The sequence below is a fragment of the Pararhizobium sp. LjRoot238 genome (genome assembly GCF_964252955.1).
In the GTDB taxonomy this organism is placed as follows: domain Bacteria; phylum Pseudomonadota; class Alphaproteobacteria; order Rhizobiales; family Rhizobiaceae; genus Pararhizobium.
The window spans coordinates 2,660,277-2,679,095 of the sequence record NZ_CAXUPP020000001.1; the positions used below are offsets into that span (position 1 = coordinate 2,660,277).

An 18,819-nucleotide genomic window follows, 5' to 3' on the forward strand; every position below is an offset into this window, starting at 1 on the left:
AAGGAGACGCGACATGACCAGCCAAGCAAGACAGATTGCCCTCATCCTCGGCGCCACCGGTGGTATCGGCGGTGCGGTTGCCCGAACCCTCAAGGCCCGCGGCTGGACGATACGCGCCCTCAGTCGCGATGCTGCCAAGGCCGCTGCAAGGAGCCCGGACTTCGAATGGGTGCAGGGCGATGCGATGAACGCTCCCGACGTGCTCGCTGCTGCGGAGGGCGCAGGCCTGATCGTCCATGCCGTCAACCCGCCGGGTTACCGCAACTGGGGCACGCTGGTGCTGCCGATGATCGACAGCACGATTGCGGCCGCAAGGGCGACCGGCGCCACGGTGCTCCTGCCAGGCACCATCTACAATTTCGGCCCCGACGCCTTCCCGCTGCTGCATGAAACGTCGCCGCAGAACCCGGTGACGGCCAAGGGCAAGATCCGCGTCGAGATGGAGCGCCGCCTTGAGGCGGCATCAGAGGAAGGCGTTCGCGTGATCGTGGTCAGGGCAGGGGATTTCTTCGGCCCGGGTGCGGCCAATAGCTGGTTCTCGCAGGGGCTGGTGACGGCAGGAAAACCGATCGCCGCCGTCACCTACCCCGGCAGGAAGGGCATCGGTCATCAATGGGCCTATCTGCCGGACGTCGCCGAAACGATGGCGCGGCTGGTCGATCGCCGCGAAACGCTGCCGGCCTTCGCCGTCTATCACATGCAGGGGTTCTGGGACGATGACGGCACCAAGATGGTCTCTGCCATCCGCCGCGCCACCGGCAATCCGCGCCTCAAGGTCAAGGCCTTTCCGTGGTGGATGACGCCGTTCGTCGCGCCCTTCGTGCCATTGCTCAAGGAACTGCGGGAGATGCGCTATGTCTGGCAGGAACCGCTGCGCATGCCGAACGACCGGCTGGTCGCCGTGATCGGCGCCGAGCCCTGGACCCCGATCGACGAGGCGGTGCGGACATCGATTGCCGCTCTCGGCTGCCTGCCGCCGGAGCAGCCGGTCCAGCAGCGGGTTTTGCCGGCGCCGCGCAAGCCAGGGTCTGTTGAAGTAGCCGGGTAAGGCCTCAGTTCTTGAACACGATGCAGGCGCCGCCGCCCTTGCGGATTTCGGTGCACACCGCCTCGGCCTCGCGTCTTGTCTCGCGGCCGATGCGGGCGGTGTAGCGCAGCCTGTTGCCGAAGGCCCGGTTGCGCTCCCGCTGGATCAGCGGCTTTTCCGCATTGAGCGGGGAGGGCATGCGCTTGATGGTGGCGAGGAACAGCCGCTGCGCCACCGATTTCTGGAAATGCGCCGAAAGTTGCGCCCCCCAGGGCGCCCAGGCGCCTTCCTCCTCGAACACGACGTCCTTGAGGCGGCGCTTGTCAGCAAGGGCGGTGCAGGCGTCGTAGAACGGCTTGTCCTTGTCGAGGCGCAGGTCGAGCGTCTGCGGCGGATTGTCCTTCCATTCCTCCACCGGATGGGCAGTGATGGCGAGCACATAGGCGCGTGTCTCATAAGGAAGGTTGCCGGTGCGCAGAAATGTCTCCAGCCCGCTTTCACCGGCATTGTAGGCGGCGGCGGCAAGGCCGAGATTGCCGAAGCGGTCGCGCAGGTCATCGAGATATTCGGCCGATTTCCCCAATGCTTCCAGCGCATCGAAGCTGTTGGAAAGCCCGCGCAGTTTTGCGGTCGAGGGGATGAACTGCGCGATCCCCTCGGCTCCCTTCGGGCTGACGGCATCCGGACGGAACAGGCTTTCCTTCCAGATCAGCCGTGCGAAGAAATCGGGCGGCAGCGCGTTGGTCTCGGCGAAATGGCCAAGGGCGGTGCAGATGTCGCGGCTGTAGCTGTGGGCGCGAACGCAGAGCGTCGTCTCTGCCGTTCTGGCCGAGTAGACGCAGGGCGGCGTGCGCCATTCCGATTGGGCAATGGCGGTGGGCGCGCTTGAGATTGCGGCGATGCCGAAGGCTGCGGCAAACAGGGCCGCAAGCCATATCCGATCATGCCGCTGCTTATCGTGCCTCATCCGCTCAGGGACCATCCGCCACACATCTCGACGGCCCTTGATAACATCGATGCGCCGGAAACGGGAGAGACCTATGCCTGCTCCGGCAATGTCAGCTGCATGAAGGTGAGGTCCAGCCAGCGGCCGAACTTGGTGCCGACTTCCTTCATCTGGCCGGTGATGACGAAGCCGAGCTTTTCGTGCAGCCGGATCGATGCCGCGTTGTCGGCCTCGATGCCGGCGACCATCACATGTTTGCCGCAAGCCGCCGCGCGCTCGATCAGGGCCAGCATCAGCATTTTGCCGATGCCGCCGCCGCGCTGGTTCTTCTCGACATAGACCGAATGCTCGACCGTATGACGATAGCCGTCAAAGGCCCGCCAGTCGCCGAAGGAGGCATAACCTGCGATCGTGCCGTCATCGGTGACGGCCACCAGCACCGGATAGCCGAGGCGCCGGCGCTCTGTGAGCCAGGTCGCGCGGTTTTCCAGGTCGACCTGCGTGTCGTTCCAGATCGCCGTCGTGTTCAACACCGCATCGTTGTAGATGTCGCGGATGGCGGGCAGGTCGGCTTCTTCGGCGTCACGCAGGTGCATCAGGTTCTCCAGCGGTTTGCCGAAGCTCTAGGCTGGAACAGGGGCGTTCTACAGCCGGTAAATCTTGGCGTGTCGCTGGCCGCTCAGGCGCAATTGACAAGTTCCGCCGCCGCAATTTCGGCGACGCGTAGAGGGGGTTGCCCATTCACCTCCCCCTTGAGGGGGGAGGTCGCCGCAAAGCGGCGGGTGGGGTGACCCGCTGTTTGGCGCATGAAGTCACCCCACCCCGGCACTGCGTGCCGACGCTCCCCCCGCAAGGGGAGGGTGATTGTTTACGCGACCTGCTCGAGCAGCGGATAGTCCGTATAACCCTTGGCGCCGCCGCCGTAGAAGGTGGCCTGGTCCGGTGTGTTGAGCGGTGCATTGTCCTTCAGGCGCTGCACCAGGTCCGGATTGGCGATGAAGGGCTTGCCGAAGGCGACGAGGTCGGTCTTGCCCTGCTCGACGGCCTCGATGGCGAGTTCGCGGTCATAGCCGTTGTTGGTCATCCATGCGGCCGCGCCGCCGGCCGTTTCATAGGCCTGGCACAACGCCTTGTAATCGAACGGCTTGTCACCCTGCTGGAAATCGCGCGGGCCTCCGGTCGCCCCTTCGATGACGTGGATATAGGCGAGCTTGTACTTGGCCAGGCCTTCGACGACGTAGGTGAAGAGCGCCTGCGCATCCGGGTCGGAGGAGTCATTGGCAGGCGTTACCGGCGAAATGCGGATGCCGGTGCGGCCTTCGCCGATTTCCTTGGTTATGACGTCCACAACTTCGAACAGGAAGCGAGCGCGGTTTTCGATCGGGCCGCCATACTGGTCGGTGCGCATGTTCGAGCCGGAGCGCAGGAACTGGTCAATGAGGTAGCCATTGGCCGCGTGGATCTCGACGCCGTCGAAACCGGCATCGATGGCCGCACGCGCTGCCTTGCGATAGTCTTCGAGGATGCCCGGGATTTCGGAGAGTTCGAGCGCACGCGGCTCGGAGGTCTCGGCGAACGTGCCGGTGCCGTCTTCGTTGATGAGGTAGGTCTTCGACTTGGCCTGGATGGCTGAGGCGGAAACCGGCTTGCCGCCGTTCGGCTGCAGCGAGGTGTGGGAGATCCGGCCGACATGCCACATCTGCACGACGATCTTGCCGCCGGCCTTATGCACGGCGGTAGTTACTTGTCTCCAGCCATCGAGCGCGTCCTTGCTATAGAGGCCGGGAACGTCGGCATAACCCTGACCCTGATGGGTGATCGCGGTCGCTTCGGTGATCAGGAGGCCGGCGGTGGCGCGCTGTTCGTAATAGGTGACGTTCAGCGTGTTCGGAACGGCGCCCGGCGAACGGTTGCGCGTCAGCGGCGCCATCACGATTCGGTTGGCAAGCTCGATGTCGCCGATCTTGATCGGGTCGAAGAGGGAAGTCATGGGAAGTCCTTTTCGTTCGTTGCGGGGATAGTCATCCTGGGAGGGATAAGGGCTGGCGGGCCGGTCGCCGTCAGAGCGTGTTGCCGATGTCTTTCAGGAACGCCTGGATCGTTTCCTCGTTCCTTTTGTAGAAAATCCACTGGCCGACGCGTTTGGTGGTCACGAGACCGGCGCGCTGCAGGATCGCCAGATGACCGGAGACGGTCGACTGCGAAAGACCGCAGCGCTCGAACTGGCTGGCGCAGATGCCCATGTCCAGCGGATGATGCTGGTCGGAAAAATGCGCTTCCGGTTCCTTCATCCATCCCAGCATCTCGATGCGCTTCGGATGCGCCAGTGCTTTGAGGATCTCGTCCTTGTCCATCAATCGACTCTGTATCGTCAAATCTCGATATGCCGATATGTAGATCGGAATTTTCCGATATTCAAGTCACGTCTCTGTGAAGGGAAAATTCTGGGCAAAAAAAGAGGGCCACTGTCAGAACAGGGCCCTTTGAGATGTGAAGGTTAAAAACCTCCAGAGGGGAACAGCTGCTGCGGTGGCACTGGGAGGAAAAAGACCACCATCTGCATCAGCTGGAATCGATATGGGAAAGTGGCTTGAAGATTTCAATGCTTGGCGCCAAGAAAAATTGCAACTATAAGGATGTGCTTGAATTTAAGGCAAAAAAAGAGGGCCACAAGAAAACTTGGGCCCTTTGTAGTTATGAAGGTATCTAAACCTCCAGAGGGGAACAGCTGCTGCGGTGGCACTGGGAGGAAAAAAGCCACCAAACTGCATCAGCTGCAGTCGATATGCTGGTTTTTTGGGCGAACTGCAATCATTTAATATGCATGACAGCCATGTGCCGGACGCAGGCCTGCGCATTTTTCAAGCGATTTAAACCGCTTATTCACTGGAGGTTGTTAAGGCTTCGGGAAAAAATCAGTTAAAACAGTATTTTGTCTAGTGGGAATGTAGAGAACATTTTTTGTGCAACTGCGAAGGCGGCGTCAGAAATTCCAGTTGCGCGCTTTTGCGACGATGAAATCGCGGAAGACTTTCAGCTTCGCGGCGTTCTTCATCTCGTCCGGATAGCAGAAATAGGTGTCGAAGGACGGAATGGCGGCGCCGATCGGCAGTTGAATGAGGCCGGGGTCGCGACCGACGATATAGTCCGGCATCATGGCGATGCCGATGCCGAGCAGGCAGGCGCGCTTGATCGAGGTCTGGCTGTTGATCTGCAGATGCGAGGGGCGGGGATTGTCCGAGTCGCGCCCGGCGATCTCCAGCCAGTTGACGTCGAGCAGGTAGTTCGGCGCAGGCTCGCCGAAGGTGATGATGCGGTGATTGTCGAGATCATCGATCGACTGCGGCTCGCCGTACTTGTTGATGTAGGACGGCGCGGCATAGAGATGCATGTGCACGGTGAAGAGCTTACGCTGGATCAGATCCGACTGCTGCGGCTGGCGCAGCCGGATGGCGCAATCGGCATGGCGCATGTTGACGTCCAGCTCCTCGTTGTCGAGGATCAGCTGCACCTGCATTTCCGGATAGAGCGACAGGAATTCCTGGACCTTGTCGGTGAGCCAGCCCTGACCGAGGCCGACGGTGGTGGTGATGCGCAGCTTGCCGCTCGGCTTGTCGGTCGTCTCTGTCAGCTGAACTCTGACGCTTTCGAGCTTCATCAGCACTTCGTGGGCGGTCCGGTAGAGGATTTCGCCCTGTTCGGTGAGGATCAGGCCGCGGGCATGGCGATGGAACAGCTTGATGCCGACATCCTGCTCGAGCGAGCTCACCTGGCGGCTGATCGCCGATTGGGAGAGGTGGAGTTTGTCGGCCGCATGGGTGAACGATCCCGCTTCCGCCGCCGCATGGAAAATGCGCAGTTTGTCCCAGTCTAGCGGCATGAAATCCCCCATAGGTGCTTGTGGCGGAAAACGGCCTCGTTGTTCCCCGCCATAAGGCTGATTGTCTGTTCCCACTCAGGAGCGGGGATTCCCGCTCCAATTGTTCGCGGCTTCTATTCGGCCGCAATTGCGACAGGCATATGGCCCGCCAGGTATTTTTCCGCTTCGAGCGCCGCCATGCAGCCCATTCCAGCGGCCGTGACCGCCTGACGATAGATGTCGTCCGTCACGTCGCCGGCCGCGTAGACGCCAGGCACGTCCGTGGCGGTCGAATCGGCGGCCGTCCACAGGTAGCCGTTGGGCTTCAGGCGCAGCTTGTCCTTGAAGAGCTCGACCGCCGGCGCATGGCCGATTGCGACGAAGACACCGTCGATCGGCATTTCGCTCGTCTCGCCGGTACGGGTGTTGCGCAGCTTGACGCCGTTGACCGAGGCCGGCATCGGTGGCTTGGCCGGGCTGCCGAGATATTCGACAACCTCGTGATCCCAGATCACCTTGATGTTTTCCTTGGCGAACAGCCGTTCCTGCAGGATTTTTTCCGAGCGGAAGCTGTCACGGCGGTGAATGATCGTCACGGTCTTGGCAAGGTTCGAAAGATAGAGCGCTTCCTCGACGGCCGAGTTGCCGCCGCCGACGACGATCACGTCCTTGTTGCGATAGAAGAAGCCGTCGCAGGTGGCGCAGGCCGAAACGCCGAAACCCTGGAAAGTCGCCTCGCTCTCGATGCCGAGCCATTTGGCCTTGGCGCCGGTGGCGATGATCAGGACATCGGCCGTCCAGTCGGTGCCGCTGTCGGTCGTGAGCTTGAACGGCCGCACCGAAAGATCGACGCTGGTGACGAGATCATTGACGATCTCGGCGCCGACATGTTCGGCCTGCTTCAGCATCTGCTCCATCATCCACGGACCCTGGACCGGATCGGCATAGCCCGGATAGTTTTCGACATCGGTGGTGATCATCAACTGGCCACCCTGTTCCATGCCGGCGATCAGCACCGGATTGAGCATGGCGCGCGCCGAATAGATGGCGGCGGTGTAGCCAGCCGGGCCGGAGCCGATAATGAGAACTTTGGTGTGTCGGGCAGTCATGGAACAATCCTTGTCGCGGTTCGGCATACGCCTCGGGTCACACCTTGAGCAGCGCCGTATAAACTTATCTATAGTTTAGGAATTTATTGGGGTCTGTTTCAAGGGTGGTGGAGGAGATACACACAGCGGCGCACCCCGCCGTATGTTTTGGCGCACCATGCCGCAGCATCAGCGCGGATAGGTCGCGCCGGATTGCCAGCGAGGCCTTTAGGTCTGTGCGCCAAAAGAATGCAAGAGCAAACATCGCAATTTTCCTTGTTATTGGAGCGATCGTGTAGGATATCGCGCAACTGCCGAAAACGAGATGACATCGAACCGCGCTGACGTTTTGGTAAGGATACGGGATTGCAGCTGCCAGGTACGGCGGCTTTAAGTGGCTGAAATGAGATAGAAAATGCCAGAAGGACGCATTGACATCTGTCTTGTATCCACAAGACGGCCAGATTTGTTGAAACCCACGCTGGAAAGTTTTCAGCAGCGGCTTTTCAAGAATTTTGCCATCGGAAAATTCTACGCCAACGTCGACCCGATCTTCGGCGACGCAGAGGATCATCGGGCGGTCTTGGATCTGATCAGGATGTATTTTCCTGACGCCGACATACATGAACCGGAAACGCCGGGTTTCTGCCAGGCCGTGAAGCGAAATTGGTCGGCGACGACGGCACAATATGTATTGCATCTTGAGGACGACTGGCGCTTGAACATCGACATAGGCCCGAGCATCCTTTCCGACTTCGAGGATGCCCGTGTCGCGCAGGTCGCGTTCCATTCGGAGGAAAAAAATTGGGATGTGGGGCGCCGAGGAAAAATACACTATCGTCGCAAATACCTGAAAATATTTGGCTTTCAAACTCCAGTAAGATTGAAGGTTCCAGGGTTCACCACATCGCCAAGCCTGCTTCGCGGCGATTTTGCGCGGCATGCCGCCAGCCTGCTCGACACGCGGCTGGATCCGGAAAAGCAGTTCTACAACGGCCTAAACGAGCGGCTGGAGCGATACGTTGCGCCGTCTTTGTCAACTCTGTTCTCGGATGATAGTGGGTTTGTCATAACTGACTTGGGACGCGATTGGCGTGAGCAGCGCGGCATTCGAAAGTCGATCGAGAATGGCGCCTCTGTTTGGGCTTCGTGAGGGTTGGAAACATGCGACAGGTGAAGATTTTTTCTGCGGCGGTTGGAAAAAAATTCGGTCAGACGGTCGAAAATTTTGGCGACAATCTGATGGCCGGCCTTCTGCGAGGCCTGTTTTCCGTTGAACCGGTTTACGTCAAGGCGCCCCAGGCCGAGCTGATCGGTGTTGGAAGCATACTTGATGCTTACTATCGCCGTTACGGGAGCCGCAGATTTCCACTTCTGCGCCAACGCCCCTGGCGGAAACTACATGTCTGGGGCTCCGGCTTTCTCGATTCCACCACGCCGGCGCTCTGGCCGCAAAGACTGGAATACCACGCGGTCCGCGGCGAACTGACGAAGGCAAGGATCGCCGGCGGAAACGATGTCGCACTCGGAGATCCCGCGATCCTGTTGCCGCTTATCTGGCCCAGGAAGGGGCCGGCAACGGCGAGCGTTGCAATCATCCCGCATTTCGCGACCCATCAGAGCTTTGTGGAACGGTACGGCTCGGTGCTGCCGCCTCACTGGAAGATTATTAACTTACTTGGCGAGCCCGAGACGATCACCGCGGAAATAGCTGGAGCAGAATTCATTGTTTCAAGCAGCCTGCATGGTCTGATCGTCGCCGATGCCTATGATATTCCCTCCGTTTGGATGGAGCCGCACGGCAAGATCAAGGGTGATGGCTACAAGTTTGCGGACTACTTCAGCGTTCGGGGTGCACCGATACCCGGCCCGTTGAGTTTTGATCTGATCATGGCCGAGTTCGGTTCAGTGGCAAGCCGGTGCGAAGCCGCGGTACCGTCTGCTCACCAGATAGATCGCTTGGTAAAAGCGTTTCCCTTCAAGTGACGTCTCACGACTTGCCAGCCGCCCCGCTGCGGACATTTTGCCTATATGATCGATACGCGCGGCCAACCACGAAATGGCTGGTGCCTTCAAAATCCGGCAGAAAACAACCTTCGGTGCCGTCCATGGTCGAAGAGACTGCGGAAAGGCGAGGATAACTGCTTTCTTGCGGCTTCCAAATCCGCTACCGAGTTCAGCCACATGCTAAGTTGCGTTTCGCAGGCCGTCCGATGCGGCCTAACCATGGGGACGATATGCCAATTCGATTGGAACTTGATGCCATCGATATGAAGATTCTGCGCGAACTTCAGAATGATGGCCGGATGACCAATGTCGAGCTTGCCGAACGTGTCGGCATATCGGCGCCGCCTTGTCTCAGGCGAGTGCGCAAGCTGGAAGAAGCCGGCATCATCCGCGGCTATCGCGCTCTCCTGAACGCGCCGGCTCTTGGGTATGATCTGGTCGCTTTCTGCATGGTCGGCCTCAAGCATCAGTCGGATGCCAATCTCAAGGCCTTTGCAAGGCAGACGGCCGATTGGCCGCTGGTGCGCGAGGCCTGGATGGTCTCGGGCGAATCCGATTTTCTCCTGCAATGCGTCGCTGAAAACCTTGCGGGCTTTCAGGATTTCGTTATTGAAGAGCTCACGGCCACCGAGAATGTGGACACGGTGCGAACCATGCTGACGATCCGGCAGGTCAAGGATGTCAGCCTGATAGAGATTTAGGCCCATCTTGCCGCACCGGTTTCGCCAGCACGACGGCCGCAAGGTGTCTTGTTCCGCGCTCGCAGTCTGAAGGGCACCCTCCATGCCATCGAAGCTCCCGCTCTCCGCCTTCATCATCTGCCTGAATGAAGAGACCTATCTCGGCAATTGCATCGAGAGCCTGGGAAGCTGCGCGGAAATCGTCATCATCGATTCCGGCTCCACCGATGGCACGGCGGCGCTGGTGCAATCCTATATCGACAAGGGCTGGCCGATCCGCTTCCTGTTCGAAGCCTGGCGCGGCTACGCCGGGCAGAAGCAGTTCGCGCTTGATCAATGCACGCAGCTCTGGTGCCTGAATATCGATGCGGATGAACGGCTGGACGAACCCTTGCAGGCGCTGCTGCCGTCACTGATTGAAGCGCCGGCAGATACCGTCGGTTGGCGCGTTGCCCGTCGGCCCTATCTGGTCGGCTACGGCTACACGCCGGACAAGGTGCGCGAGCGCAAGAACCTGCGGTTGATCCGCAAGGGAAGGGGCGCTTACGATCTTTCCCAGAAGGTCCATGAAGGCATCGTGCCGGACGGCAAGGTCGAGGCGGCTGCGACCGGAAGCCTCTTGCATTACCGGCCGCTTGTTATCGACGAGCAGATACTCAAGGAAAACAAATATTCGACGCTGAAGGCCGATCAGCAGTTTACGGCCGGCAAGCCGCCGCGCCCCTACAAGATGATCTTCAGCCCGCCGCTCTATTTCCTGCGGCTCTATTTCCGCAACGGCCTCTGGCGCTGCGGTTTTCCGGGCTTCATCGAGGCGGCGACCGGAGGCGTCTATGCCTTTCTGACGGCGGCAAAGATCTATCAGCGGCATGCCCTCAAGCGCAGGCCGAATTTCGACGATATGGAGCGCGCGCGGCGCGGCAAATGAGGACGGCATGAAGGTTATGCACTATCACTTCGGCAAGGACGGCGGCGCCGAGCGCTTCTTCGTCCACCTCGTCAACGCGCTTGCCCGGCGCGGCGTCGAGCAGACCGCCGTCATCCGTCCGAACCGCCTCTGGCGCAAGGACATCGAGCCACATGCCCGGCTGATCGAAAGTAATTTCCGCAACCTCTCGCCGGATCGCATCCTGCTGCCGTTGAAGGTCAAGCACCTGGCGCGCCGCGAAAAGCCGGATGCGCTGTTTTCCTGGGCAACGCGGGCGAGCCGCCTGATGCCGAACTACAAGGGCTGCATCAAGATTTCGCGGCTCGGCGACTACCCGACCAATCTCAGCTATTTCAAGAACACCGACGTGCTCGTCTGCAACACGCCGGGGATCGGCGAGCATGTGCGCCGCATCGGCTGGAAGCGCGGCGTCGAGATCATCTCCAACTTCACCAACACCGAGCGGGTGACGCCGATCGACCGCAAAAGCGTCGATACGCCGGAAGATGCGCCGATCGTCATGTCGATGGGCCGCTTCGTGCCGCGCAAGGGTTTCGCGTTGCTGACGGAAGCGGTGGCGAAGCTGCCGGGCGTCTATCTCTGGCTTGCAGGCGACGGCGAGGAGATGGAGAATGTCCGCAAGCTCGCGGCCGATCTCGGCGTCATCGATCGCGTGCGGTTCCTCGGCTGGCAGAAGGACACGCGTCCTTACGTGGCGGCCGCCGACGTCTTCGTCATGCCGTCGAGCCACGAGCCGCTCGGCAACGTCATCCTCGAGGCCTGGGCACAGCAGAAGCCCGTCGTCTCCAGCCGTTCGGAGGGGCCGACGTGGTTCATGCGCGATGGTGAAAACGGCCTGCTCGTCGATATCGGCGATACTGACGGTTTCAGCAGGGCGATCGAGCGGTTGATCAACGACAGGCACCTCGCCGATCGCGTCGCCTTGGGCGGCCACGAGACCCTGATGGGGCAGTTTTCCGAGGAGGCGGTCGCCAACGCCTACCTCGAATTGTTCAAGCGTAAGCCTTAGATTTCGTAGGCTTTTTCGGTTGATGGCCCGTCATGGTGTGGCCACTTCCGCTGCTCCTATTCGGTTGAGCTTTGCGATAGGAAGCTACGCTTTTGAAGGGCTGAAATCCGGCCTTCCAATCGCTGTGCATAATAGGCGATCCGCGCTCCCGTGCTGCTTGCCGTGGCAATTGCATCCAGGTCAGCTGGCGAGAGAACATGAACGAGATAGGCATTTAGTCCCGCTCGCCGGAAGGTCAGTCCGATCTCATCGCAAACCGACGCCCCAAAGCCCCGGCTGCCGCTCAAGATCAGGACAGCCGGGCATGTAGCGTTCGCGCAATCTCCGAAGCCCTCAACAAGAATATGACGGTCATTGGTCGCCAGTGAATTGCTGTCGGGAAGGTTGCGCGTTGGCTCCTGTTGCAAACACCGAAACGAACAGGACGACGATGGTGGAAAGAGATAAACGCATGAACCTGTCTTGTATTTCGTAGCAAAAATCGCGAATTTTGCATCGGATTATGTCGCAATGACAGCTTGTGGTGGCATCACCGCCTATTTGGACGGCCGCTTTCCCACTGCGAAGCGATTTCTTGGAATCGCGGCGAATGAGTTGCGGTTCAAGGGTAAGGGCCAAATCTCAAAGGCTGCTCCACCGCACGCTTACTGCGAGACAGTCTCGACTGTCATAAATCTGCCACATTATCTTCTATCTAGGGTTATAACAACTATACCGAGTTGTTTGAATCAATGTCGCCTTTCATGACGTCCCTAATCAAGGGCCGCAATGGATCTGAATGATTCCGGTCGGTTGCCTTTAGCTCCGAATGGGGACGTATGTTCTTGGAACGGCTCGACTATAGCAATCGCCTTATCCTATGTAACGCCTTTTCGACGACTGCGGGATGGGTCAATAGAACGGCGGTTCCACTTGCGATCTATGCAATCACAGGTTCAGCGGTTGATACATCCCTGGCCTTCGCTGCAGCTCATCTACCCGCTATAACAGTGGGCTTTTTTAGCGGAGCGATCGTTGATCGAAACCGACCGGAAGCCGTAGCAAAGATCACCACGGGGCTGTCCGCAGTGTGTGCTGGTTTGATAGCGCTTCTCATCGACATCCGCGAATGCCTGCCGATCGTGTACCTGCTGCTATTCGTGAACTCGTCCCTGTCGGCTATTCAACTGCCCGCCTTCCAGTCGCTGGTGGTAAGAGCATGCCCCCGACACAAGCTTCTGAAGGGCAATTCCAACCTTGGCATTGTTGATCAAACCAACTCGGTGTTCGTACCCTTGTTCGTCGGCTTTGCTTTCACATTCGTCCCGCCTGTAGCCATCTTCCTTATTTCCGCGGCGTCATATCTGGGATCGCTTTTTGTTCTGCTGCCGATGCACATCAAGCAGCAACGACTTCACCTCGACATCACGACGTGGAAAGCGATTGGTGATGGCTTTTCTGTGCTTTTTTCAAATCGCGAGCTCTTTAGCAGCAATGTCGTTTTCATATTTTCGAATTTCGCGACGACATTGGTGCAGTCCACCGTCGTCGCCATGTTGGCGGTACAGTTCGGAAACGAAAGTTATTCCATCGGTGTATTTTTCGCAGCGGTCGGGCTATTCGGCATAGCCGGTCACAGCCTGGCTCGCTTCATCGTCTGCCACTTTCCGGTTTCCAGCCTTATCATGGGATTGACCGTCGTGTCGGCGGCACTCACCATCCTGATGGTGCTCAATCCCAGTTTCACAAGTTTCACCGTCCTCTGGGGTATGACCGTTCTGCTCGGCGCAATCAATGTCACCGCGCTGACGACGTATCGTCAAACGAGTGTTCCTGAACATGTGATGGGCCGAGCTGTCTCTGCTTCGCGCGTGATGACCTATTTCCCAATCCCCATCGGCGCAGCTTTGGCCGGTGTGATTTTCGAGATGATGGGCAGCGACGCCGTCGTCATGATTTCGGCAGGAGCAAGAGTTCTCGGCGTCATCGCTGCGGGCATAACCCTTCTCTATCTCGGTTCAAGGAGGAATGCATGAAACAGCAAGCTTTGAAGCTGCTCCATCCATTGCGGCGGATCTACTGGCGTGTCGCCCGCCCCAAGACCTTCGGTGTGAAGGTCGCCGTCTACTCTCCAGACGACACAAAAGTCATTCTCGTGCAGCATCGTTACGGCTCACAAATGCTGATGCTGCCGGGTGGGGCTATCGAAAGGGGGGAGACTGAAGAAAACGCGGCAAGGCGCGAAATCAAGGAGGAGTTGGATATTGAAATCAGTGGCTTGAGATTGAGACATACATTTGTATCCGACAGCGAAGGCAAGCGGGACACCGTGTATCTGTTTTCCGCACGCAGCGCACACCAGCCAATCCCCAATCCATCGGAACTGTCCGAAGCATATTTTGTCACTCTTGACGATTTGCCGGATGCAACGTCGCCGGCAACACGCCGCCGGCTAAACGAAATCCGTAGCAACAGCTACTCGACGAAATGGTAAAATGGAGGTTGAAATGGAGCGTTTGCTCGGTTCCAAGTCAGATGTACGGTTCCTCAGGAATTACCTTCGCAACGCGCGCTCATTGCTTCCTAAAGAATATGTTGCGGACGTTCGATTCTCAGTCTGGAAGATATCCGGGATGGCCAGTGGAATTGCAACTGGGCCATGTTCGAAGAACTGGTGGACGGTGCGATCGATCGCATTGAGGATGATCTCGAGTGCGATTTGGAGGTTATCCCCCTGAACAGCTGGTTTCTCATTGAGCATGACGGAAAAGTCGGTGGTTTCTATTCTCGCAATAGTTACGGCTACTGCGACATTCCGGGTTTTGCGTTTACGGCAACCCCCGTGGGAGAGCAGTTCAAGACGGATGATGACAAAGCCTTGGAGCTTGCGCGCGGCTACTTGCACGATTGCTTCCACGCATCGACGTTCCGATCTTATGGAGTTAAAAGAGGCGGCGGGCGATCGAGCCCAAAGGCACCGCCGACAGTTTACAGGTTTCAGCACGGTTTCAATTTCCGTACGATCGAAGGGGTATCCTATTCCGCGCCACCAAGCGCGGTTACGAATGGGAGTATCAATCTCGGCGTCCTCATGGATGGGATTGGCTCCATCCTCGCCGGAGAGGCCCTGAAGACCTCGCTGGGATATCTGAAAACCTCGTCGCTGAGTGCAGAACTGGTCGAGGACGTGGCCTGCGTATCACCGATCCCGAATGGAAAGAAATTCTTTGCGGACGTTATCGTTCCCACCCGGAATTTCTTCAAACTCTATAATAAGATACCCATGACGGGATATGCCAAGGTTATGATTTCAGGTGAATTCTCTTGGCTTAAGGCGCAGTTCGAAGACGCGTACGGCGTCTCATGGGAAGTGACCTTCCGCCAAAAGGATTTCCCTGATCAGCAAGACCGGGGCGTTCCTCGACCGAGCCATATGGACGCCGTCTCTGATCCCTGAGATCGGACCACCGAGGAGCAGCACGAGCATAGTTCTTCTAATCTACTGAAGAAAGAAGCTTCTCATAGATCGCACCGATGCTCGACGCTTCGCCCTGAATGCTGAACTTTGCGGTCGCACGGGCGAGCCCGCGTTCGCCTGCCAGCCTTGCGCGCTGCGCATCGTCCATGAACACGGCGGCGGCCTCCGCCATTTCCGTCAGCGCGTTTGCCGAAATCAGTACGCCGGTTTCGTCCTGACCCGTCACCAGCAATTCCGAAAAGGCGCCGACATCGCTCGCCACGACCGGCACTTTTGTCGCCATCGCCTCGAGCGGCGTCAGCCCAAAACCTTCCCAGCGCTGTGGCGCGATGAACAGGTCGAGCGCCCGGTACCAGTCCGGTATGTTGGTATGCTCGCCGACAAACAGGATGCGGTCAGCGAGACCGGCCTGTCTAACCTTTTCCTTCAGCTCGTTTTCGAACGAGACATGCGCCGCCGTCGCGCGGCCGGCGACGATGGCGATCCAGTCCGGCCGCTGCGGCAGGAGGCTGATCATGCTGTCGACGAACAGGTCCGTGCCCTTCTGGTGCCGCACCCGGCCAAAGCAGCCGGCGATCTTCTTGTCGGCCGGGAGGCCAAGCGCCGTCTTCGCTGCGGCCTTGTCCTTTGCCGGAAAGAAGCGCTGCGTATCGATGCCGTGCATGATGGTCGTGCTCGGCACCTCCAGATAGGCGGCGGTGCGGTTGCTGGTGGCGATCACCGCGTCCATCCGGCGGATCAGGAATTTGCTCCAGCCGGAATGCTTGCGTTGCGAGGCGGAGGTGAAAACGATCTTGAGCTTCATCCGAAGGATATCGCGCAGCACGATCGCTGGCAGCATTTCGACATTGCGTCGTGCATGCCAGACCCGCAGCGCCCGGTTTTTCGGCCGACCCCACAGCCGAAGCAATGCGAAATAGCCGATATGCGGCAAAACCGCCGGCAAGCCGGGACCCAAGGTCGCAACCTTCTGGCCGAGCGCGCGTTGCACCGGAACAAGCTGGATGATGGTGGAGGTGACGCCGGAAAGGCGGCGCTTGAAGTTCGGCGCGATGATCTCGACGTCGCTGATGTCTTCCACGCTTGCGTGCCCCTGTTCGTGTAACAGAAAAAGCCCGGAGGCAGCTTTACGCGCCGTCCGGGCTTTCAGTGCAAAATGCCGGGGATCAGCCCCAGTTGATCGCGAGAATCTCGTAGGCCTTCGAGCCGCCGGGGGCGACGACCTCGATCGAATCGCCGACTTCCTTGCCGATCAGCGCGCGGGCAATCGGCGAGGAGATGGAGATGCGGCCCTGCTTCACGTCGGCTTCCTGGTCGCCAACGATCTGGTAGGTCTTGTTCTCTTCGGTGTCCTCGTCGACGAGCTTCACGGTGGCGCCGAACTTGATCTTCGAGCCGGACATCTTCGAAAGATCGATCACTTCGGCGCGGGCGACGTAATCCTCAAGCTCGCCGATACGGCCTTCATTGTGGCTCTGGGCTTCCTTGGCAGCGTGATACTCCGCATTTTCCGAAAGGTCGCCATGGGAGCGCGCTTCGGAAATGGCTTCGATGATCCGCGGGCGCTCTTCCTGCTGACGCCAACGCAGCTCTTCCTGCAGCTTGACGAATCCGCTCTGAGTCATCGGCACTTTATCGACCATTTCACTGTCCTTCATAGTCCGCACTGAGCCCGCAGAAGGCTGGCTCGGCACAAAAGAAAACGGTCACCGGAGCGTTAACTCCGGAACCGTCAGAAACATTTGAACGACGCTTATAGCAGAAAGCGGAGTGCAAAAGCCAGATTATTCGGAGGAGGGTGCAAGTCGGGAAAGGCGCATCTTACGCCGAAACCGGCCAAGGGGGGAACAATCTCGAGGCATGATCGTTGGTTCTGCAAGACAAGGATCAGATCATGCCGCACCCATCACCGGAACATCTTGAAGGCAGGCTCAACGCGCACCGAAAACTCTTCATCGCGCTGACGGCGTTCATCGCCGCGACCGCAGAGGGCAGGGCGTTCCTCGTGCGTCTCGCAGAGGATAGTGAAACCGTTTCCGATCACGAGGAGGATCCGGGCATCGAGCCCGATGACGGCTTCGCGATCCAGCAGATCGCCGACGACGAGATGCAATCGATCGTCAAGGCGGCGTTGTCGCGGATACAGGCTGCCGAAAGCGAGGAGCAGCGGCGCCGCGACATCGCGCCATGAAGCGAGGACACGAGGTCCTGCCGGTCATCGGCGGATATTGAGGACCCGCCCGCAAGCAGCAAAAAATTGCCGGCGCCCGCAGAATGGGGCTTTACCTCAACTGCACTTGAGGTTGTAACAGTCATGCTTCTTCACTGGAGACGGAAGCATGACGACTGACAATATCCCCTACATCGAAGAGCAAATGGCTGCTCCGCCAGTTGAACCATCCGCCGGATGGGCAGAACTTTTGCGGCCGCGCTATCTGGTGTCGACGATCACCCTCTGCCTCGGCGTGGCCCTCTTCGCCTTCAACGAATTCTTCATCTCGACGGCAGTGCCGACGGCCGTCGAAGATCTCGGTGGCGCCGCTCTCCTGTCCTGGGCCTTCACCCTCTATCTCGTCTTCGCCATCATCGGCGGCATGGTGGCCGCCAATCTGAAGCAGCGGTTCGGAGCGCGAAACACGCTTCTTGTATCTGCAGCCATCTTCATCGCCGGCACTGTGTCCGCGACGTTCGCCACGGAGATGACGCAGGTTCTTGTCGGGCGCCTCCTGCAAGGGGCGGGCGAGGGCATTGTCGCAGCGCTCTGCTATGCGCTCATCCCCGAGCTCTTTCCGCCGCGCCTCGTGCCGAAAGTGTTCGGCGCCGAAGCGATCGTCTGGGCACTGGCCGCATTCTCCGGACCGCTGGTCGCCGGTGGCCTGACGGAACATTTCTCCTGGCGCGCCGCCTTTTTCGTCAGCATCCCGGCGGCTGCCGTCTTCATCCTGCTGGTGCTGTGCATCGTTCCGCACGGTGTCTCCGGTCTGCAGAAGGCACCGTCCATCCCGTTCGCACGATTGGCCTCGGCGGGTTTCGGCATCCTGATGATCTCGCTTTCCGGCGCGGTTGGCAGCACGGCGCCGATGGCTTTTCTGCTGGCCGGCGCCACGGTTGTGCTCACGGCCGTCGTCTATCTCGATCGCCGCTCGGCGAACCCCGTGCTGCCCAAGGCCGCGTTCTCCGTGCGCAAAGCATTGGGAACGGGCCTGTGGGTGATCCTGCTGATGCCGCTCGCGCAAGCGGCCGGGTCGGTCTTCCTCGTCTACGCCCTGCAGCACCTGTGGCAACTCGGGCCGACCGCGGCGGGCGCCTTGAGCGCCGTCATGGCGATCTCATGGAGCCTCACCGCGATCGTCGTTGCCAGCCTGCCATCCCTTGCACTGCGCAACCGGATCATGCTGGCGGGGCCGGTTCTGCTTCTCGCAGGTCTGGCGACGGTCATGGCCGCGATCGGCTCGGGCGCGCTCTGGCTGGTCCTGCCGGGACAGGTGATGATCGGCGCGGGCTTCGGCACCTCATGGGGCACGATCAGCCAGTTGATGATGGATGTGTCCACAGACACCGAGCGCGACCGGACCTCGGCCATGCTGCCGACCCTGCAATCGGCCGGCTACGCCATCGGCGCCGCCTTTTTCGGTCTTCTCGCCAACGTCATGGGTTTTGGCGAAGCAGCATCGGCCGAAACAATCCGCCAAGCGATGCTCGTCGTCTTCGTCACCGGATGTATGATCGCGGCGGTTTCGGTTTTCTTCGGAATGAGGACGGGAACCCTTGCGCGCAGGCAAGCCAAGTTCTGAGAC

At 59.4% G+C, this 18,819-nt stretch carries 19 protein-coding genes; 11 read left to right on the forward strand and 8 right to left on the reverse strand.

Annotation, left to right across the window (positions count from 1 at the left end; genetic code table 11):
• Positions 1–13: 13 nt before the first annotated feature.
• Positions 14–1,048 carry an NAD-dependent epimerase/dehydratase family protein gene (locus tag ACSQ3F_RS12955; protein WP_436100583.1) on the forward strand — a complete coding sequence of 345 codons (1,035 nt, stop codon included), beginning with the start codon at positions 14–16 and terminating at the stop codon, positions 1,046–1,048.
• A gap of 4 nt (positions 1,049–1,052) precedes the next feature.
• Here the strand turns inward: ACSQ3F_RS12955 and ACSQ3F_RS12960 are convergent, their stop codons facing one another.
• From ACSQ3F_RS12960 to trxB, 6 genes are all read right to left on the reverse strand, one after another.
• On the reverse strand, positions 1,053–1,994 hold the full coding sequence (locus ACSQ3F_RS12960; RefSeq protein WP_436100584.1) for a lytic transglycosylase domain-containing protein: 942 nt from the start codon (positions 1,992–1,994) through the stop codon (positions 1,053–1,055).
• Positions 1,995–2,065: 71 nt separating this feature from the next.
• Positions 2,066–2,569 (reverse strand): N-acetyltransferase family protein, encoded by a 504-nt coding sequence (locus tag ACSQ3F_RS12965; protein ID WP_436100585.1) that lies wholly within the window; start codon positions 2,567–2,569, stop codon positions 2,066–2,068.
• Positions 2,570–2,841: 272 nt separating this feature from the next.
• Positions 2,842–3,963: an alkene reductase gene (locus tag ACSQ3F_RS12970; protein WP_436100586.1), complete on the reverse strand. Its 1,122-nt coding sequence runs from the start codon at positions 3,961–3,963 to the stop codon at positions 2,842–2,844.
• Between the two features lie 70 nt (positions 3,964–4,033).
• Entirely contained in the window at positions 4,034–4,327 is a 294-nt protein-coding gene (locus tag ACSQ3F_RS12975; RefSeq protein ID WP_436100587.1) for an ArsR/SmtB family transcription factor, read from the reverse strand.
• 629 nt (positions 4,328–4,956) lie between these two features.
• On the reverse strand, positions 4,957–5,853 hold the full coding sequence (locus ACSQ3F_RS12980) for a LysR family transcriptional regulator VtlR (protein WP_436100588.1): 897 nt from the start codon (positions 5,851–5,853) through the stop codon (positions 4,957–4,959).
• A gap of 113 nt (positions 5,854–5,966) precedes the next feature.
• Positions 5,967–6,941 carry a thioredoxin-disulfide reductase gene (trxB, locus tag ACSQ3F_RS12985; protein WP_436100589.1) on the reverse strand — a complete coding sequence of 325 codons (975 nt, stop codon included), beginning with the start codon at positions 6,939–6,941 and terminating at the stop codon, positions 5,967–5,969.
• A 394-nt stretch (positions 6,942–7,335) separates the two neighbouring features.
• On the opposite strand from trxB, the gene ACSQ3F_RS12990 reads away from it, so the two are divergent.
• The 8 genes from ACSQ3F_RS12990 (at position 7,336) to ACSQ3F_RS13025 (ending at position 15,001) form a co-directional block, all read left to right on the forward strand.
• On the forward strand, positions 7,336–8,073 hold the full coding sequence (locus ACSQ3F_RS12990) for a hypothetical protein (protein ID WP_436100590.1): 738 nt from the start codon (positions 7,336–7,338) through the stop codon (positions 8,071–8,073).
• Positions 8,074–8,084: 11 nt separating this feature from the next.
• A complete protein-coding gene (locus tag ACSQ3F_RS12995; RefSeq protein ID WP_436100591.1) occupies positions 8,085–8,906 on the forward strand; it encodes a polysaccharide pyruvyl transferase family protein in 822 nt (273 codons plus the stop codon).
• A 251-nt stretch (positions 8,907–9,157) separates the two neighbouring features.
• The gene (locus ACSQ3F_RS13000) at positions 9,158–9,628 is read left to right on the forward strand and encodes an Lrp/AsnC family transcriptional regulator (RefSeq protein WP_436100592.1); all 471 of its coding nucleotides are present in this window, start codon (positions 9,158–9,160) and stop codon (positions 9,626–9,628) included.
• A gap of 82 nt (positions 9,629–9,710) precedes the next feature.
• Positions 9,711–10,535, forward strand: a complete 825-nt coding sequence (locus ACSQ3F_RS13005; RefSeq protein ID WP_436100593.1) for a glycosyltransferase family 2 protein — start codon at positions 9,711–9,713, stop codon at positions 10,533–10,535.
• A gap of 7 nt (positions 10,536–10,542) precedes the next feature.
• The gene (locus ACSQ3F_RS13010; RefSeq protein WP_436100594.1) at positions 10,543–11,565 is read left to right on the forward strand and encodes a glycosyltransferase; all 1,023 of its coding nucleotides are present in this window, start codon (positions 10,543–10,545) and stop codon (positions 11,563–11,565) included.
• Between the two features lie 824 nt (positions 11,566–12,389).
• Complete coding sequence (locus ACSQ3F_RS13015; protein ID WP_436100595.1) at positions 12,390–13,580, forward strand: MFS transporter; 1,191 nt, start codon at positions 12,390–12,392, stop codon at positions 13,578–13,580.
• Positions 13,577–14,038, forward strand: coding sequence for an NUDIX domain-containing protein (locus ACSQ3F_RS13020; protein ID WP_436100596.1), 462 nt, complete (start codon positions 13,577–13,579; stop codon positions 14,036–14,038). Before ACSQ3F_RS13015 ends, ACSQ3F_RS13020 begins: the two co-directional genes overlap by 4 nt.
• 165 nt (positions 14,039–14,203) lie before the next feature.
• Positions 14,204–15,001, forward strand: coding sequence for a hypothetical protein (locus ACSQ3F_RS13025; RefSeq protein WP_436100597.1), 798 nt, complete (start codon positions 14,204–14,206; stop codon positions 14,999–15,001).
• Positions 15,002–15,038: 37 nt separating this feature from the next.
• Here ACSQ3F_RS13025 and ACSQ3F_RS13030 read toward each other — a convergent pair whose 3' ends face one another.
• A complete protein-coding gene (locus ACSQ3F_RS13030) occupies positions 15,039–16,103 on the reverse strand; it encodes a glycosyltransferase family 4 protein (protein WP_436100598.1) in 1,065 nt (354 codons plus the stop codon).
• An 85-nt stretch (positions 16,104–16,188) separates the two neighbouring features.
• On the reverse strand, positions 16,189–16,665 hold the full coding sequence (gene greA / locus ACSQ3F_RS13035; protein WP_436100599.1) for a transcription elongation factor GreA: 477 nt from the start codon (positions 16,663–16,665) through the stop codon (positions 16,189–16,191).
• Between the two features lie 251 nt (positions 16,666–16,916).
• Between greA and ACSQ3F_RS13040 the strand changes: the two genes are divergently transcribed.
• Both ACSQ3F_RS13040 and ACSQ3F_RS13045 read left to right on the forward strand, forming a co-directional pair.
• Positions 16,917–17,213: a hypothetical protein gene (locus ACSQ3F_RS13040; RefSeq protein ID WP_436100600.1), complete on the forward strand. Its 297-nt coding sequence runs from the start codon at positions 16,917–16,919 to the stop codon at positions 17,211–17,213.
• Between the two features lie 184 nt (positions 17,214–17,397).
• Entirely contained in the window at positions 17,398–18,816 is a 1,419-nt protein-coding gene (locus ACSQ3F_RS13045; protein ID WP_436102140.1) for an MFS transporter, read from the forward strand.
• The last annotated feature ends 3 nt before the right edge of the window (positions 18,817–18,819 follow it).

Coding starts and splice junctions, on each gene's coding strand:
- ACSQ3F_RS12975 (WP_436100587.1), bottom strand. CDS start 4,327: ATGGACAAGGACGAGATCCTCAAAGCACTGGCGCATCCGAAGCGCATC.
- ACSQ3F_RS12960 (WP_436100584.1), bottom strand. CDS start 1,994: ATGAGGCACGATAAGCAGCGGCATGATCGGATATGGCTTGCGGCCCTG.
- ACSQ3F_RS13005 (WP_436100593.1), top strand. CDS start 9,711: ATGCCATCGAAGCTCCCGCTCTCCGCCTTCATCATCTGCCTGAATGAA.
- ACSQ3F_RS13040 (WP_436100600.1), top strand. CDS start 16,917: ATGCCGCACCCATCACCGGAACATCTTGAAGGCAGGCTCAACGCGCAC.
- ACSQ3F_RS13025 (WP_436100597.1), top strand. CDS start 14,204: ATGTTCGAAGAACTGGTGGACGGTGCGATCGATCGCATTGAGGATGAT.
- ACSQ3F_RS12970 (WP_436100586.1), bottom strand. CDS start 3,963: ATGACTTCCCTCTTCGACCCGATCAAGATCGGCGACATCGAGCTTGCC.
- trxB (WP_436100589.1), bottom strand. CDS start 6,941: ATGACTGCCCGACACACCAAAGTTCTCATTATCGGCTCCGGCCCGGCT.
- ACSQ3F_RS12995 (WP_436100591.1), top strand. CDS start 8,085: ATGCGACAGGTGAAGATTTTTTCTGCGGCGGTTGGAAAAAAATTCGGT.
- greA (WP_436100599.1), bottom strand. CDS start 16,665: ATGGTCGATAAAGTGCCGATGACTCAGAGCGGATTCGTCAAGCTGCAG.
- ACSQ3F_RS12990 (WP_436100590.1), top strand. CDS start 7,336: ATGCCAGAAGGACGCATTGACATCTGTCTTGTATCCACAAGACGGCCA.
- ACSQ3F_RS13000 (WP_436100592.1), top strand. CDS start 9,158: ATGCCAATTCGATTGGAACTTGATGCCATCGATATGAAGATTCTGCGC.
- ACSQ3F_RS12955 (WP_436100583.1), top strand. CDS start 14: ATGACCAGCCAAGCAAGACAGATTGCCCTCATCCTCGGCGCCACCGGT.
- ACSQ3F_RS12980 (WP_436100588.1), bottom strand. CDS start 5,853: ATGCCGCTAGACTGGGACAAACTGCGCATTTTCCATGCGGCGGCGGAA.
- ACSQ3F_RS13020 (WP_436100596.1), top strand. CDS start 13,577: ATGAAACAGCAAGCTTTGAAGCTGCTCCATCCATTGCGGCGGATCTAC.
- ACSQ3F_RS13045 (WP_436102140.1), top strand. CDS start 17,398: ATGGCTGCTCCGCCAGTTGAACCATCCGCCGGATGGGCAGAACTTTTG.
- ACSQ3F_RS12965 (WP_436100585.1), bottom strand. CDS start 2,569: ATGCACCTGCGTGACGCCGAAGAAGCCGACCTGCCCGCCATCCGCGAC.
- ACSQ3F_RS13010 (WP_436100594.1), top strand. CDS start 10,543: ATGAAGGTTATGCACTATCACTTCGGCAAGGACGGCGGCGCCGAGCGC.